Source organism: Streptomyces sp. NPDC001415 (assembly GCF_053597395.1).
On the sequence record NZ_JBSFIE010000044.1, the window covers coordinates 23,730 to 38,148 of the forward strand.

General features: G+C 71.1%; 15 protein-coding genes. 14 read left to right on the top strand and 1 reads right to left on the bottom strand.

Translation table 11 applies throughout. From position 1 onward, the window contains the following. Window positions 1-158: 158 nt before the first annotated feature. The 14 genes from ACWC2B_RS34325 to nusB all read left to right on the top strand — a co-directional run bounded on the left by ACWC2B_RS34325 (window position 159) and on the right by nusB (window position 13,567). Entirely contained in the window at window positions 159-599 is a 441-nt protein-coding gene (locus ACWC2B_RS34325) for a DUF948 domain-containing protein (protein ID WP_053723652.1), read from the top strand. Between the two features lie 7 nt (window positions 600-606). After that, window positions 607-936: a DUF6167 family protein gene (locus ACWC2B_RS34330; RefSeq protein WP_450723616.1), complete on the top strand. Its 330-nt coding sequence runs from the start codon at window positions 607-609 to the stop codon at window positions 934-936. Continuing rightward, window positions 936-3,620: an alanine--tRNA ligase gene (alaS, locus tag ACWC2B_RS34335; RefSeq protein ID WP_450723618.1), complete on the top strand. Its 2,685-nt coding sequence runs from the start codon at window positions 936-938 to the stop codon at window positions 3,618-3,620. Before ACWC2B_RS34330 ends, alaS begins: the two co-directional genes overlap by 1 nt. Before the next feature lie 94 nt (window positions 3,621-3,714). Further along, on the top strand, window positions 3,715-4,179 hold the full coding sequence (gene ruvX / locus ACWC2B_RS34340; protein WP_450723620.1) for a Holliday junction resolvase RuvX: 465 nt from the start codon (window positions 3,715-3,717) through the stop codon (window positions 4,177-4,179). Window positions 4,180-4,280: 101 nt separating this feature from the next. Further along, a complete protein-coding gene (mltG, locus tag ACWC2B_RS34345) occupies window positions 4,281-6,011 on the top strand; it encodes an endolytic transglycosylase MltG (protein WP_450723622.1) in 1,731 nt (576 codons plus the stop codon). Continuing rightward, window positions 5,992-6,834, top strand: a complete 843-nt coding sequence (locus tag ACWC2B_RS34350; RefSeq protein WP_450723624.1) for a shikimate dehydrogenase — start codon at window positions 5,992-5,994, stop codon at window positions 6,832-6,834. Before mltG ends, ACWC2B_RS34350 begins: the two co-directional genes overlap by 20 nt. Before the next feature lie 146 nt (window positions 6,835-6,980). Then, on the top strand, window positions 6,981-8,165 hold the full coding sequence (aroC, locus tag ACWC2B_RS34355) for a chorismate synthase (RefSeq protein WP_450723626.1): 1,185 nt from the start codon (window positions 6,981-6,983) through the stop codon (window positions 8,163-8,165). Beyond that, entirely contained in the window at window positions 8,162-8,680 is a 519-nt protein-coding gene (locus tag ACWC2B_RS34360; protein WP_450723628.1) for a shikimate kinase, read from the top strand. The genes aroC and ACWC2B_RS34360 overlap by 4 nt, the downstream gene beginning before the upstream one ends. Further along, window positions 8,677-9,771 (top strand): 3-dehydroquinate synthase, encoded by a 1,095-nt coding sequence (gene aroB, locus ACWC2B_RS34365; RefSeq protein WP_450723630.1) that lies wholly within the window; start codon window positions 8,677-8,679, stop codon window positions 9,769-9,771. The genes ACWC2B_RS34360 and aroB overlap by 4 nt, the downstream gene beginning before the upstream one ends. Next, window positions 9,768-10,217 carry a type II 3-dehydroquinate dehydratase gene (aroQ, locus tag ACWC2B_RS34370; protein ID WP_053724517.1) on the top strand — a complete coding sequence of 150 codons (450 nt, stop codon included), beginning with the start codon at window positions 9,768-9,770 and terminating at the stop codon, window positions 10,215-10,217. Before aroB ends, aroQ begins: the two co-directional genes overlap by 4 nt. A 132-nt stretch (window positions 10,218-10,349) precedes the next feature. Next, window positions 10,350-11,312: an AAA family ATPase gene (locus ACWC2B_RS34375; RefSeq protein ID WP_450723632.1), complete on the top strand. Its 963-nt coding sequence runs from the start codon at window positions 10,350-10,352 to the stop codon at window positions 11,310-11,312. Window positions 11,313-11,393: 81 nt separating this feature from the next. Beyond that, window positions 11,394-12,500 carry a M24 family metallopeptidase gene (locus tag ACWC2B_RS34380; RefSeq protein WP_450723634.1) on the top strand — a complete coding sequence of 369 codons (1,107 nt, stop codon included), beginning with the start codon at window positions 11,394-11,396 and terminating at the stop codon, window positions 12,498-12,500. Between the two features lie 69 nt (window positions 12,501-12,569). After that, window positions 12,570-13,136 (top strand): elongation factor P, encoded by a 567-nt coding sequence (gene efp, locus ACWC2B_RS34385; protein ID WP_030918902.1) that lies wholly within the window; start codon window positions 12,570-12,572, stop codon window positions 13,134-13,136. A 2-nt stretch (window positions 13,137-13,138) separates the two neighbouring features. Beyond that, complete coding sequence (gene nusB / locus ACWC2B_RS34390) at window positions 13,139-13,567, top strand: transcription antitermination factor NusB (RefSeq protein WP_189962228.1); 429 nt, start codon at window positions 13,139-13,141, stop codon at window positions 13,565-13,567. A 155-nt stretch (window positions 13,568-13,722) separates the two neighbouring features. Here nusB and bldD read toward each other — a convergent pair whose 3' ends face one another. Further along, window positions 13,723-14,223 carry a transcriptional regulator BldD gene (gene bldD, locus ACWC2B_RS34395; protein WP_014044812.1) on the bottom strand — a complete coding sequence of 167 codons (501 nt, stop codon included), beginning with the start codon at window positions 14,221-14,223 and terminating at the stop codon, window positions 13,723-13,725. Window positions 14,224-14,419 lie beyond the last annotated feature (196 nt).

Sequence of the window (14,419 nt, forward strand, 5' to 3'; positions counted from 1 at the left end):
AGCGTACCCAGGGGTGTGCACTGCGTACAATCGGCTTGCGCCACTCCGCTTGTGGCGGCCCGGAATGCGGTACGGGAAGCCATCCCCGGCGCGATAGGGTCGGAGGACGACCTTTTTCGAGGTTTTCGAGTTCCGACGGGTTGCGGGGAGCGGTGCAAGTGTCCGGTGGAGAGGTGGCCGGGATCCTGGTGGCCGTCTTCTGGGCGATTCTGGTGTCCTTCCTCGCGGTCGTTCTCGTGAGGCTGGCCCAGACGCTGAAGGCGACGACCAAGCTGGTCGCGGACGTCACCGACCAGGCCGTCCCCCTGCTCGCGGACGCGTCCACCGCGGTGCGCTCCGCCCAGACCCAGCTGGACCGGGTCGACGCCATCGCCTCGGACGTCCAGGAGGTCACCTCCAACGCGTCCGCGCTCTCCACCACCGTCGCCTCGACCTTCGGCGGTCCGCTGGTGAAGGTGGCCGCCTTCGGGTACGGGGTGCGCCGGGCCATCGGGCGCAAGGGCGCGGCTCCCGCCGATGTGCCCGCTCGGGAGAGCCGCCGTAACGTGATCGTCGGGCGGACCGTGCCGTCCGCGCGGCGCTCCAAGCGAAAGGGCTGACGCTGCGATGTTCCGCCGTACGTTCTGGTTCACCGCGGGCGCTGCCGCCGGAGTCTGGGCCACCACCAAGGTGAACCGGAAGCTGAAACAGCTCACCCCGGAGAGCCTGGCCGCGCGCACCGCCGACAAGGCGGTCGAGGCCGGCCACCGGCTCAAGGACTTCGCCCTCGACATCAAGTCCGGCATGGCGCAGCGCGAGGCCGAACTCAACGACGTCCTGGGCATCGCCGAGAGCGAGCCGCCGCGCGAACTTCCCGCGCAGCGCCGCCTCGTCGCCGTCGAGACCACACAACAGCAGCACACCAAGCATTCGTACAACCGGAATGAGGACCACTGATGGAGTCGGCCGAGATTCGCCGCCGCTGGCTGAGCTTCTTCGAGGAGCGCGGGCACACCGTCGTCCCTTCGGCGTCGCTCATCGCGGACGACCCGACTCTGCTGCTCGTCAACGCGGGCATGGTCCCCTTCAAGCCGTACTTCCTCGGTGAGACCAAGCCGCCCGCGCCGCGCGCCACCAGCGTGCAGAAGTGCGTGCGCACCCCCGACATCGAAGAGGTCGGCAAGACCACCCGGCACGGCACGTTCTTCCAGATGTGCGGCAACTTCTCCTTCGGGGACTACTTCAAGGAAGGCGCCATCAAGTACGCCTGGGAGCTGCTCACCAGCTCCGTGGCGGACGGCGGCTACGGCCTGGAGCCCGAGAAGCTCTGGATCACGGTCTACCTCGACGACGACGAGGCCGAGACCATCTGGCGCGACGTGATCGGCGTGCCCGCCGAGCGCATCCAGCGTCTGGGCAAGAAGGACAACTTCTGGTCCATGGGCGTGCCCGGACCGTGCGGCCCCTGCTCCGAGATCAACTACGACCGCGGCCCCGAGTTCGGCGCCGAGGGCGGCCCCGCCGTCAACGACGAGCGGTACGTGGAGATCTGGAACCTGGTCTTCATGCAGTACGAGCGCGGCGCCGGGGAGAACAAGGAGGACTTCCCGATCCTCGGCGACCTGCCCTCCAAGAACATCGACACCGGTCTGGGTCTCGAACGCCTCGCGATGATCCTGCAGGGCGTACAGAACATGTACGAGACCGACACCCTGCGCGTCGTCATGGACAAGGCCACCGAGCTGACCGGCGTCCGCTACGGCGACAAGCACGAGTCCGACGTCTCGATGCGCGTCGTCGCCGACCACATCCGTACGTCCGTCATGCTCATCGGCGACGGTGTCACCCCGGGCAACGAGGGCCGCGGCTATGTGCTGCGCCGCATCATGCGCCGCGCCATCCGCAACATGCGCCTCATGGGCGCCACCGGCCCGGTCGTCCAGGACCTGATCGACGTCGTCATCAAGACGATGGGCCAGCAGTACCCGGAGCTCGTCACCGACCGCAAGCGCATCGAGACGGTCGCCCTCGCCGAGGAGGCCGCCTTCCTCAAGGCGCTGCGCGGCGGCACCAACATCCTGGACACCGCCATCACCGAGACCAAGGCCACCGGTGGCACGGTCCTGGCAGGCGACAAGGCGTTCCTGCTCCACGACACCTGGGGCTTCCCGATCGACCTCACCCTGGAGATGGCCGCCGAACAGGGCCTGACCGTGGACGAGGACGGCTTCCGTCGCCTGATGAAGCAGCAGCGCGACCAGGCCAAGGCGGACGCGCGCGCCAAGAAGACCGGCCACGCCGACCTGTCCGCCTACCGCGAGGTGGCCGACGCCTCCGGCGAGACCGACTTCACCGGCTACGCCTCCACCGAGAACGAGTCGACCATCGTCGGCCTGCTCGTCGACGGAGTGCCCTCGCCCGCCGCCACCGAGGGCGACGAGGTCGAGGTCGTCCTCGACCGCACCCCGTTCTACGCCGAAGGCGGCGGCCAGCTCGCCGACCAGGGCCGGATCAGGCTCGACACCGGCGCCGTCATCGAGATCCGCGACGTGCAGAAGCCGGTCCCCGGCGTCCACGTGCACAAGGGCGTCGTCCAGGTCGGCGAGGTGACGGTCGGCGCGTCCGCGTACGCCGCCATCGACACCAAGCGCCGCCGCGCGATCGCCCGCGCCCACTCCGCGACCCACCTCACCCACCAGGCGCTGCGCGACGCGCTCGGCCCGACGGCCGCCCAGGCCGGCTCCGAGAACTCGCCGGGCCGCTTCCGCTTCGACTTCGGGTCGCCCGCCGCCGTTCCCGGCACGGTCCTCACCGACGTCGAGCAGAAGATCAACGAGGTGCTCGCCCGCGAACTGGACGTGCAGGCCGAGGTCATGTCGATCGACGAGGCCAAGAAGCAGGGCGCCATCGCCGAGTTCGGCGAGAAGTACGGCGAGCGGGTCCGCGTCGTCACCATCGGCGACTTCTCCAAGGAGCTGTGCGGCGGCACCCACGTCCACAACACCGCCCAGCTGGGCCTGGTGAAGCTGCTCGGCGAGTCGTCCATCGGCTCGGGCGTGCGCCGCATCGAGGCGCTGGTCGGCGTCGACGCGTACAACTTCCTGGCCCGTGAGCACACGGTCGTCGCCCAGCTCCAGGAGCTGGTCAAGGGGCGTCCCGAGGAGCTTCCGGAGAAGATCTCCGCCATGCTCGGCAAGCTGAAGGACGCCGAGAAGGAGATCGAGAAGTTCCGCGCGGAGAAGGTGCTCCAGGCCGCCGCCGGTCTGGTCGACTCCGCCAAGGATGTCCGCGGTACGGCCCTTGTCACCGGCCAGGTGCCGGACGGCACCTCGGCCGACGACCTGCGCAAGCTGGTCCTGGACGTGCGCGGCCGACTGGATCAATTGTCGGGGGCGGGCGACCGCCCCGCGGTCGTGGCCCTGTTCACCACGGCCAATGGCCGCCCGGTGACCGTCATCGCCACCAACGAGGCCGCCCGCGAGCGCGGTCTCAAGGCCGGTGAGCTGGTCCGTACCGCCGCCAAGACCCTCGGCGGCGGCGGTGGCGGCAAGCCGGACGTCGCCCAGGGCGGCGGCCAGAACCCGGACGCGATCGGCGACGCGATCGACGCCGTCGAGCGCCAGGTGGCCGAGACCTCGTGAACGACGAGAGCGCGGCCGCCGGGCCGCAGCCGACGACGACGCCCGCGGCTCTGCGCCGCGCGGTCGGAGAAGCGAACGATCGGGCAGGTGCCTGATGCGCCGAGGACGCCGGCTGGCGATCGATGTCGGCGACGCCCGGATCGGGGTCGCCTCGTGCGACCCCGACGGGGTGCTCGCCACGCCGGTGGAGACCGTGCCGGGACGCGATGTCCCGGCCGCCCACCGGCGGCTGCGGCAGCTCGTCGAGGAGTACGAACCCATCGAGGTGGTCGTCGGACTGCCCCGCTCCCTCAACGGGGGCGAGGGCCCGGCCGCGGCCAAAGTCCGGCTGTTCACCCAGGAGTTGGCGCGCGGCATCGCCCCGATCGGGGTGCGGCTCGTCGACGAACGGATGACGACGGTCACTGCGAGCCAGGGGCTGCGCGCCTCCGGCGTGAAGTCCAAGAAGGGACGTTCCGTCATCGACCAAGCGGCCGCCGTGATCATCCTGCAGAACGCGCTTGAGGCCGAACGGGTGTCGGGTAACCCACCCGGCGAAGGCGTCGAAGTGGTTATCTGATCGCGATACGGTAACGTTCCGGCCGATGCGGAGGCATTCGAACAGTCACCGCACAGCAAAAGAGGCGGACCGTCCGGATGCCTCGCGGCTCTAGGGGACCGATGACTGAGTATGGCCGGGGCGCAGGCTCCGAACCGTGGCACCCAGAGGATCCCCTCTACGGGGACCAGGGGTGGGGAGCGCAGCAGGCTGCCTCCGGTCAGGCTCCGTACGGCGGCCAAGCGCAGCAGCCGCAGCAGCAGTACCAGCAGCACCCTCAGCAGCAGTACTACCCGCAGCAGCCCCAGGACCCGTACGCGCCCCAGCCGCAGTACGCCGACCAGCCGCCCCAGCAGGGCTACGTCGAACAGCCCCAGCAGGGCTACCCCCAGCAACAGTACGCGGACCAGTACGCGGCCCAGCCCCAGCAGCCCCAGCAGTTCAACGGGGGCTGGGACACCACCACGGGCCAGCAGGCCGCCATGCCGTACGCGGGCCAGCAGCCCGACCCGTACAACAACGGCTACGCCGACGAGGGCCACGACCCCTACGGCACCCCCGAGGCCTACCCGCCGCCGCAGCCGCCCGGCCAGCGGCAGGCGCCCACCGTGCCCGAGGTGCCGGAGCAGGGCCACGAGTGGGACGCCGGGCCGAAGGAGGAGAACCACCCCTTCTTCACCGGAACTGACGATGGCGAACGCGAAGAAGACGAGCCGCGCGAGTCCCGCCGCAGCGCCGGCGGTGGCCGCGACCGGCGCGGCAAGACCAAGAAGAAGGGCAAGAGCGGGCGCGCCTGCCTGGTCCTCGCGGTGATCTTCGCCGTCGTCGGCGGCGGAGTCGGCTACGTGGGCTACGACTTCTACCAGAAGAAGTTCGGCGCGGCCCCCGACTACGCGGGCGAGGGCACCAGCGAGACCGTCACCGTCGAGATCCCGACCGGTGCCGGCGGCTCCGAGATCGGCCAGCTCCTCAAGCAGGCCGGTGTCGTCAAGAGCATCGACGCCTTCGTCCAGGCCCAGAACGACGACCCCAAGGGCAAGACGATCCAGGCCGGCGCCTACACGTTGAAGAAGGGCATGTCCGCGGCCAGCGCGGTCAAGCTCATGCTCAATCCGACCAGCCGCAACTCCCTCATCATTCCCGAAGGCAAACGCAACTCCTGGGTCTACGGGGAGATCGACACACGGCTCGGCCTGACCGCGGGCACGACCAAGGACATCGCGCTCAAGAAGGCCGACAGCATGGGCCTGCCCGACTGGGCCAAGGGCCACAAGAACGTCAAGGATCCGCTGGAAGGATTCCTCTACCCGGCGAGCTACCCGGTCGCCAAGGGCATGAAGCCCGAGGACGTACTGAAGAAGATGGTCAACCGGGCCAGCTCCGAGTACGGCAAGCAGGACCTGGCCGCCGAGGCCAAGAAGCTCAACCTGGACGGCCCCTGGCAGCTCATCACCGTCGCCAGCCTCGTGCAGGCGGAGGGCAAGACCCACGACGACTTCCGCAAGATGGCCGAGGTCGTCTACAACCGCCTCAAGCCGGACAACACCCAGACCAACCAGAAGCTCCAGTTCGACTCGGCGTACAACTACCTCACGGGCAAGAGCAACATCAAGATCGGCTTGTCCGAGATCAACAACAACCCGGACCCGTACAACACCTACAAGTGGCGGGGCCTGACGCCCGGGCCGATCGGCAACCCCGGCACCGACGCGCTGGCCGCCGCGTTGAACCCGACGGGCGACGGCTGGATGTACTTCGTGGCCACCGACGGCGAGAAGAAGACCGAATTCGCCAAGACCCTGGCCGAGTTCAACAAGCTGAAGGAACAGTTCAATGCCCAGTCCGGCCAGTGAGGGCGCGCGCCGGGCGGCCGTTCTCGGGTCGCCCATCGCGCACTCGCTCTCCCCGGTCCTGCACCGGGCCGCGTACGCCGAACTCGGCCTCGGCCACTGGTCGTACGACCGGTTCGAGATCGACGAGGCCGGGCTCGCGGAGTTCGTGAACGGGCTCGACGCGTCCTGGGCGGGCCTCTCGCTCACGATGCCGCTGAAGCGCGCGATCATCCCGCTGCTCGACGGCGTCAGCTCCACGGCGGCCTCGGTCGAGGCGGTCAACACCGTCGTCTTCACGGACGACGGCCGCCGCCTCGGCGACAACACCGACATCCCCGGCATGATCGCGGCCCTGGGCGAGCGCGGAGTGACCCGGGTCGAGTCCGCCGCCGTCCTCGGCGCGGGCGCGACCGCCTCCTCGGCGCTCGCCGCGCTCGCCCGGATCTGCACCGGCCCGGTCACGGCGTACGTACGCTCCGAGGCACGGGCCGAGGAGATGCGCGGCTGGGGCGAACGGCTCGGCGTCGACGTCCGCACCGCCGACTGGTCGCGGGCGGCGGACGCCTTCGAGGCGCCGCTCGTCATCGCCACCACCCCGGCCGGCACCACCGACACCCTGGCCGCGGCCGTCCCCGAGCGGCCGGGCACCCTCTTCGACGTCCTGTACGAGCCCTGGCCGACCGCGCTGGCGGCCGCCTGGTCGGGGCGCGGGGGAGCGGTCGTCGGCGGGCTCGACCTCCTCGTGCACCAGGCGGTGCTCCAAGTCGAGCAGATGACGGGGTGCGGCACGGCTCCGCTCGAAGCGATGCGCAAGGCCGGCGAGGCGGCGCTCGCTGCCCGATAGAGGGCACCGGAGGGGCTTTCACGTCCGCCAGATGGACCTCCGGCCGGGTCGCCGCTCCGGCCATGGGAGGATCAGGGGTGGCGGGCCAGGGCCGCGCACCCGGTCCCGCCGTCGCAGTTCCAGGCGCGCGAGCATGAGGAGCACCGTTGAGCAGGTTGCGCTGGCTGACCGCTGGGGAGTCCCACGGACCCGCACTTGTCGCGACGCTGGAGGGCCTTCCCGCCGGCGTGCCGATCACCACGGAGCTGGTGGCCGACCACCTGGCCCGGCGGCGGCTCGGCTATGGACGCGGCGCCCGCATGAAGTTCGAGCGTGACGAGGTGACCTTCCTCGGCGGCGTGCGGCACGGCCTGTCTATGGGCTCGCCGGTCGCGATCATGGTGGGGAACACCGAGTGGCCCAAGTGGGAGCAGGTCATGTCGGCCGATCCCGTGGACCCGGAGATCCTCGCGGAGCTGGCCCGCAACGCCCCGCTGACCCGCCCGAGGCCCGGCCACGCCGACCTCGCCGGCATGCAGAAGTACGGCTTCGACGAGGCACGGCCGATCCTGGAGCGCGCCAGCGCCCGGGAGACCGCCGCCCGCGTCGCGCTGGGCGCGGTGGCCCGCTCCTACCTGAAGGAGACGGCCGGCATCGAGATCGTCAGCCACGTGGTGGAGCTGGCCGCGGCCAAGGCCCCGTACGGCGTCTACCCGACGCCCGCCGACGTCGAGAAGCTGGACGCCGACCCGGTGCGCTGCCTGGACGCGGACGCCTCGAAGGCGATGGTCGCCGAGATCGACCAGGCCCACAAGGACGGCGACACCCTCGGAGGAGTCGTCGAGGTGCTCGCCTACGGCGTGCCGGTGGGCCTCGGTTCGCACGTGCACTGGGACCGGCGTCTGGACGCGCGGCTCGCCGCCGCCCTCATGGGCATCCAGGCGATCAAGGGCGTCGAGGTCGGCGACGGCTTCGACCTGGCCCGGGTGCCGGGCTCGAAGGCGCACGACGAGATCGTGAACACCGCCGAGGGCGTCAAGCGCACCTCCGGCCGCTCCGGCGGCACCGAGGGCGGCCTCACCACCGGTGAACTGCTGCGCGTACGCGCCGCGATGAAGCCCATCGCCACCGTGCCGCGGGCGCTCGCCACCATCGACGTCGCCACCGGCGAGGCCGCCAAGGCGCACCACCAGCGCTCCGACGTGTGTGCCGTGCCGGCCGCCGGCATCGTCGCCGAGGCCATGGTCGCGCTCGTCCTCGCGGACGCCGTCGCCGAGAAGTTCGGCGGCGACAGCGTGCCCGAGACCCGCCGCAACGTCACCTCCTACCTCGACAACCTCCAGATCCGGTGAACGCCGGACCCCTGGTCGTCCTGGTCGGGCCGATGGGCTCCGGCAAGTCCACCGTGGGCGCGCTGCTCGCCGAGCGGCTCGGCGTGCCCTACCGGGACACCGACGCCGACATCGTGGCCGCCGAGGGCCGCGCGATCTCGGACATCTTCATCGAGGACGGCGAGCCGCACTTCCGCGCCCTTGAGCGGGCCGCGGTCCGCGCCGCGCTCGCCGAGCACACGGGCGTGCTCGCGCTCGGCGGCGGCGCGATCCTCGACGCGGACACCCGCGCGCTGCTCGCGCCGCACCCCGTCGTCTATCTCTCGATGGACGTCGAGGAGGCGGTCAAGCGCGTCGGCCTGAACACCGCCCGCCCGCTGCTCGCCGTCAACCCGCGTCGGCAGTGGCGCGAGCTGATGGACGCGCGGCGCCATCTGTACACCGAAGTCGCCCGTGCGGTCGTCGCGACCGACGAGCGCACCCCCGAAGAGGTCGCCCAGGCGGTCCTCGACGCACTGGAGTTGAAGGACGCATGACGGAGCAGGCACCCACCCGGATCCAGGTCGGCGGCACAGCCGGGACGGACCCGTACGAAGTGCTCGTCGGCCGCAACCTGCTGGGCGAACTGGCCGGACTCATCGGCGACAAGGCCAGGCGGATCGCGATCATCCACCCGGAGGCCCTGGCCGGTACCGGTGACGCGATCCGCGAGGACCTCGCAGCCTCGGGCTACGAGGCCATCGCCATCCAGGTGCCCAACGCCGAGGAGGCCAAGACCGCCGAGGTCGCCGCCTACTGCTGGAAGGCGCTCGGCCAGTCCGGCTTCACCCGCACCGACGCCGTCATCGGCGTGGGCGGCGGCGCCACCACCGACCTGGCCGGCTTCGTCGCCGCGACCTGGCTGCGCGGGGTGCGCTGGATCTCGGTGCCGACCACCGTGCTCGGCATGGTGGACGCGGCCGTCGGCGGCAAGACGGGCATCAACACCGCCGAGGGCAAGAACCTGGTGGGTGCCTTCCACCCGCCCGTCGGCGTCCTGTGCGACCTGGCCGCGCTCGACTCGCTGCCCGTCAACGACTACGTGTCGGGCATGGCCGAGGTCATCAAGAGCGGCTTCATCGCCGACCCGGTCATCCTCGACCTCATCGAGGCCGACCCGGCCGGCGCCCGCACCCCCGAGGGCCCGCACACCGCCGAGCTCATCGAGCGCTCCATCCGGGTCAAGGCCGAAGTGGTCTCCAATGACCTGAAGGAATCGGGTCTGCGCGAGATCCTCAACTACGGCCACACCCTCGCCCACGCCATCGAGAAGAACGAGCGCTACAAGTGGCGGCACGGCGCGGCCGTCTCCGTCGGCCTGGTCTTCGCGGCCGAACTCGGCCGTCTGGCAGGGCGGTTGGACGACGCGACCGCCGACCGGCACAGCGCGATCCTGAAGTCGGTCGGCCTGCCGCTCACCTACCGCGGCGACCAGTGGCCCAAGCTCCTGGAGAACATGAAGCTGGACAAGAAGTCCCGCGGCAACCTGCTCCGCTTCATCGTCCTGGACGGCCTCGCCAAGCCGGCCGTCCTGGAGGGCCCGGACCCGGCGGTGCTGCTCGCCGCCTACGGCGAGGTCTCCGCATGACCCGGCGGGTGTTCGTCCTCAACGGCCCCAACCTCGGCCGCCTCGGCTCCCGCGAGCCCGACGTGTACGGCGCCACCACCTACGCCGGCCTCGTCGAGGTGTGCGAGGCGCTCGGCAAGGAACTCGGCTTCGAGGTCTCGGTCCGCGAGACCAACGACGAGGGCGAGCTCATCCGCTGGCTGCACGAGGCCGCGGACGGCCGGATCCCGGTCGTCATCAACCCGGGCGCCTTCACCCACTATTCGTACGGAATGCGCGACGCGGCCGCCCAGCGGACCGCGCCGCTCATCGAGGTCCACATCTCGAACCCGTACGCCCGTGAGGAATTCCGCCACACCTCGGTGATCGCACCCGTCGCCACCGGCACCGTCGCGGGCTTCGGCATCGGCTCCTACCGCCTGGCGCTGCGCGCGCTCGCCGACGAACTGGCCGACGAACTCGGCTGACCGGGCACTGTCGCCGCTCCCCGGCCGTTCACACTGTGGCGGCCGGGAGAGGTACGGTTCTGCACCGGGCCGCCCCACACCGACGGGCGCCCGACCAGCGCCAGTTGCCTGTACGAGACGGAGTGGCACCGGATGCAGCACGCAGGGGGGGCTCCACTGCCGCCGCCCCACGCCCCGGGGCAGCCCCCGCACGACTGGGCCCAGTCCATCGAGCCGGAGGCGACGGCTCCGCTGAGGCCCGGCGTGCCCCCGCCCGCGCCGGGCGCCCCGCCCTACCAGCCAGGACCCCCGCCCGGCTCCGGGCCCGCGACCGCCCAGCTCCCGGCCCACCCGCAGTCGCCGCCCGCCCCGGCCCAGGCTCCCCACCACCCCGGGGTCCGGCACACGGCGGGCACCCAGCAGCCGCCCGGCCAGGGCTGGCACGGGCCCGCGCCGCAGCACGCCTCGGCGCGGCCGCCGTCCCGCGACACCACCGGGCACGTCGCGCTGCCGCCCGGCGGCCCGGTACCGATCCCGCAGGGGCCCGAGGGGACCGGGGCCACCACGCTCGCGGTGCTGCTCATCGGCCCCGCCGGAGCCGGCAAGACGACAGTGGCCCGGTACTGGGCGCAGCACCGCCGCGTCCCCACCGCGCACATCAGCCTCGACGACGTACGCGAATGGGTGTGCTCGGGCTTCGCCGACCCCCAGTCGGGCTGGAACGACCACTCCGAGGCCCAGTACCGCCTGGCCCGCCGCACCTGCGGCTTCGCCGCGCGCAACTTCCTCGCCAACAACATCTCGTGCATCCTCGACGACGCGGTGTTCCCCGACCGGCCGGTCGTCGGCCTCGGCGGCTGGAAGCGGCACGTGGGCCCGGGCCTGCTGCCGGTCGTGCTCCTCCCGGGCCTCGAAGTGGTCCTGGAGCGCAACGCGGAGCGCAGCGGCAACCGCCGCCTGTCGGACGAGGAGGTGGCCGGCATCCACGGCCGCATGGCCGGCTGGTACGGCTCGGGCCTGCCGATCATCGACAACTCCCAGTACGACGTGCCCACCACGGCCCGCCTCCTGGACGACGTCCTGGCCAGAACGATCGCGAGCCCGCCGAGCTGGTAGCTCCGGGGGCCCGCCGACGGAGCGGCCCCGGTCGGACGCGCACAACCGGCCGAACCCCGCCCCCGCTCATACGCTCAAGTCATGTCAGAGGTGTTCGCGGTGCGCCGCGGCTGGCTGCGGGACCGCTGCGCGGCCGCAGGCTCCGCGGCCGCCCTGGTCTCCCGTCCGGCCAACGTCCGCTACCTCACGGGCGGCGCCCCGCCCGGCGCGGTCCTGCTCATCGGCCCGGCCGAGGACGTACTGCTGTGCCCGCGTACACCGTCGGGCGACCTCATCGAGGGGCACCTGGACGAGCAGCTCCGGCTCACCGTGCTGCCCGCCCCCGGCGGCGACGCCGCCGTCGCGGCCGCCGACCTCGCCCAGGCCAGCGGCGCCGACTCGCTGGCCGTGGAGGAGCACCACCTGTCCGTGGCCCGCCACCGCGCGCTCGGCTCGGTGGCGCCCCGACTGCTCCTCAGCGACCTGGGCGGCGCCGTCGAGCAGCGCCGCCTGGTCAAGGACGAGGACGAGATCGCCTGTCTGCGCATCGCCGCCGAGATCACCGACCAGGCCCTGGGCGAGCTCCTGGAGTCGATCCTGGTCGGCCGCACCGAGCGCCACCTCGCCCTGGAACTGGAGCGCCGCCTGGTCGACCACGGCGCGGACGGGCCCGCCTTCATGACATCGGTCGGCACCGGCCCCAACTCCGGCCGGGCCGGCCACCGCCCGGCCGACCGACGGGTCGAGGAGGGCGACTTCCTCTCGGTCTGCCTGGGCGCCACCTACCGCGGCTACCGCTGCGAGATCGGCCGTACGTTCGTGATCGGCACCACCCCCGCCGACTGGCAGATCGAGCTCTACGACGCCGTTTTCGCAGCCCAGCGAGCCGGCCGGGAGGCCCTGGTACCGGGCGCCGAGTACCGCTCGGTGGACCGCGCGGCCCGCCAGGTACTGGACGCCGCGGGCCACGCGGAAGCCTTTGGACCGCTCACCGGACACGGCGTCGGGATCGAAATCGACGAGGAGCCGCAGCTCGCACCTGGAGCCATGGGTAAACTGGACACTTGCGTGCCGGTCACCGTCGAACCGGGGGTCCACCTCCCGGGCCGGGGCGGCGTCCGGATCGATGACACGCTCGTCGTACGCCCCGAGGCGGACGGCGGCCCCGAGCTACTCACCATCACGACCAAGGAGCTGCTAGCGCTCTAGCACGCGTACGTGCCCCGTGTGCGTACCCTCGGTCGTCCACCAGCTTTCAGTCCAGGAGATTCCGCAACCGTGGCTTCCACGAACGACCTCAAGAACGGCCTGGTGCTCAAGCTCGACGGAGGCCAGCTCTGGTCCGTCGTCGAGTTCCAGCACGTCAAGCCCGGCAAGGGCCCGGCCTTCGTGCGCACCAAGCTCAAGAACGTGCTCTCCGGCAAGGTGGTCGACAAGACCTTCAACGCCGGTGTGAAGGTCGAGACGGCCACCATTGACCGCCGCGACATGCAGTTCTCGTACATGGACGGCGAGTACTTCGTCTTCATGGACATGGACACGTACGACCAGCTGATGGTCGACCGCAAGGCTGTCGGCGATGCCGCCAACTTCCTGATCGAGGGCTTCACCGCCTCGGTCGCGCAGCACGAGGGCGAGGTGCTCTACGTCGAGCTTCCCGCCGCCGTCGAGCTGACCATCCAGCACACCGACCCGGGCGTCCAGGGCGACCGCTCCACCGGCGGCACCAAGCCGGCCACCCTGGAGACCGGTTACGAGATCGGTGTCCCGCTCTTCATCACCACCGGTGAGAAGATCAAGGTCGACACCCGCACCGGCGACTACCTCGGCCGGGTGAACAGCTAACCGTGGCTGCCCGGAACAAGGCCCGCAAGCGCGCCTTCCAGATCCTCTTCGAGGCCGACCAGCGCGGTGAGTCCGTGCAGACGGTCCTCGCGGACTGGGTGCGGCACTCGCGGTCCGACGACCGTCAGCCGCCGGTCGCCGAGTACACGATGCAGCTCGTCGAGGGATACGCGGGCCACGTGGACCGCATCGACGACCTGATCTCCACGTACGCGGTGGGCTGGACGCTCGACCGGATGCCGGTCGTCGACCGGAACATCCTGCGGCTCGGTGCGTACGAGCTCGTCTGGGAGGACGAGACGCCCGACGCGGTCGTCATCGACGAGGCCGTCCAGCTGGCGAAGGAGTTCTCCACGGACGACTCGCCGGCCTTCGTGAACGGGCTGCTCGCCCGTTTCAAGGACCTCAAGCCGAGCCTGCGCCGCGACTAGCCTCCGGTATGGACAAGGCCTACGAAGGGCCCGCAGCACGACGTGTGCTGCGGGCCCTTCGGCGTTCGTGTGGGGCCCGTATGCGAAAACGCCGTCGGCCCGGTGGGAGCGGAGTGCTCCCACCGGGCCGACGGCACGTTTCTGCTGAAGGGGCGTCAGCCCTCTTCGTGGGCGACCGCGCGGCGCGCGTCCGCGTCCAGGACGCCCCAGCTGATCAGCTGCTCGGTCAGCACCGAGGGCGACTGGTCGTAGATCACGGCAAGGGTGCGCAGGTCGTCCTGGCGGATCGAGAGGACCTTGCCGTTGTAGTCGCCTCGCTGCGACTGGATGGTCGCCGCGTAACGCTGCAGCGGGCCCGCCTTCTCCGGCGGGACGTGCGCGAGGCGCTCAAGGTCGAGGACCAGCTTCGGCGGCGGCTCGGCGGCCCCGCCCGGCGTGGTGCCCGGCAGCAACTCCTGCACCGGAACGCCGTAGAAGTCCGCCAGCTCGGCAAGGCGCTGTACGGTCACGGCACGGTCGCCGCGCTCGTACGAGCCGACCACGACGGCCTTCCAGCGGCCCTGGGACTTCTCCTCCACACCGTGGAGGGAGAGGCCCTGCTGGGTGCGGATGGCGCGGAGCTTGGCCCCGAGCTGTTTTGCGTATTCGCTGGACATATAGCTCCCCGGACGCTGTGACAACGTGCGGCTCCGCCGCGCGGCTGTAACTCACTGTGAGGTTACGCAGCGTTACTTGGCCGCGTCAAGCCGAATGGTCCACACCCTCACCCCGCAGGAGTGACAGACTCCGCGCGGGCCGGGCCATACAGGTCACGGCGATTCGTTGGGCGCACTCACCCGTTCGAGTGATGGC

Bases quoted from the DNA above. Each gene is read 5' to 3' on its own strand.
- ACWC2B_RS34330 (WP_450723616.1), top strand. From the start codon at position 607: ATGTTCCGCCGTACGTTCTGGTTCACCGCGGGCGCTGCCGCCGGAGTC.
- alaS (WP_450723618.1), top strand. From the start codon at position 936: ATGGAGTCGGCCGAGATTCGCCGCCGCTGGCTGAGCTTCTTCGAGGAG.
- ruvX (WP_450723620.1), top strand. From the start codon at position 3,715: ATGCGCCGAGGACGCCGGCTGGCGATCGATGTCGGCGACGCCCGGATC.
- mltG (WP_450723622.1), top strand. From the start codon at position 4,281: ATGACTGAGTATGGCCGGGGCGCAGGCTCCGAACCGTGGCACCCAGAG.
- ACWC2B_RS34350 (WP_450723624.1), top strand. From the start codon at position 5,992: ATGCCCAGTCCGGCCAGTGAGGGCGCGCGCCGGGCGGCCGTTCTCGGG.
- aroB (WP_450723630.1), top strand. From the start codon at position 8,677: ATGACGGAGCAGGCACCCACCCGGATCCAGGTCGGCGGCACAGCCGGG.
- aroQ (WP_053724517.1), top strand. From the start codon at position 9,768: ATGACCCGGCGGGTGTTCGTCCTCAACGGCCCCAACCTCGGCCGCCTC.
- ACWC2B_RS34375 (WP_450723632.1), top strand. From the start codon at position 10,350: ATGCAGCACGCAGGGGGGGCTCCACTGCCGCCGCCCCACGCCCCGGGG.
- ACWC2B_RS34380 (WP_450723634.1), top strand. From the start codon at position 11,394: ATGTCAGAGGTGTTCGCGGTGCGCCGCGGCTGGCTGCGGGACCGCTGC.
- bldD (WP_014044812.1), bottom strand. From the start codon at position 14,223: ATGTCCAGCGAATACGCAAAACAGCTCGGGGCCAAGCTCCGCGCCATC.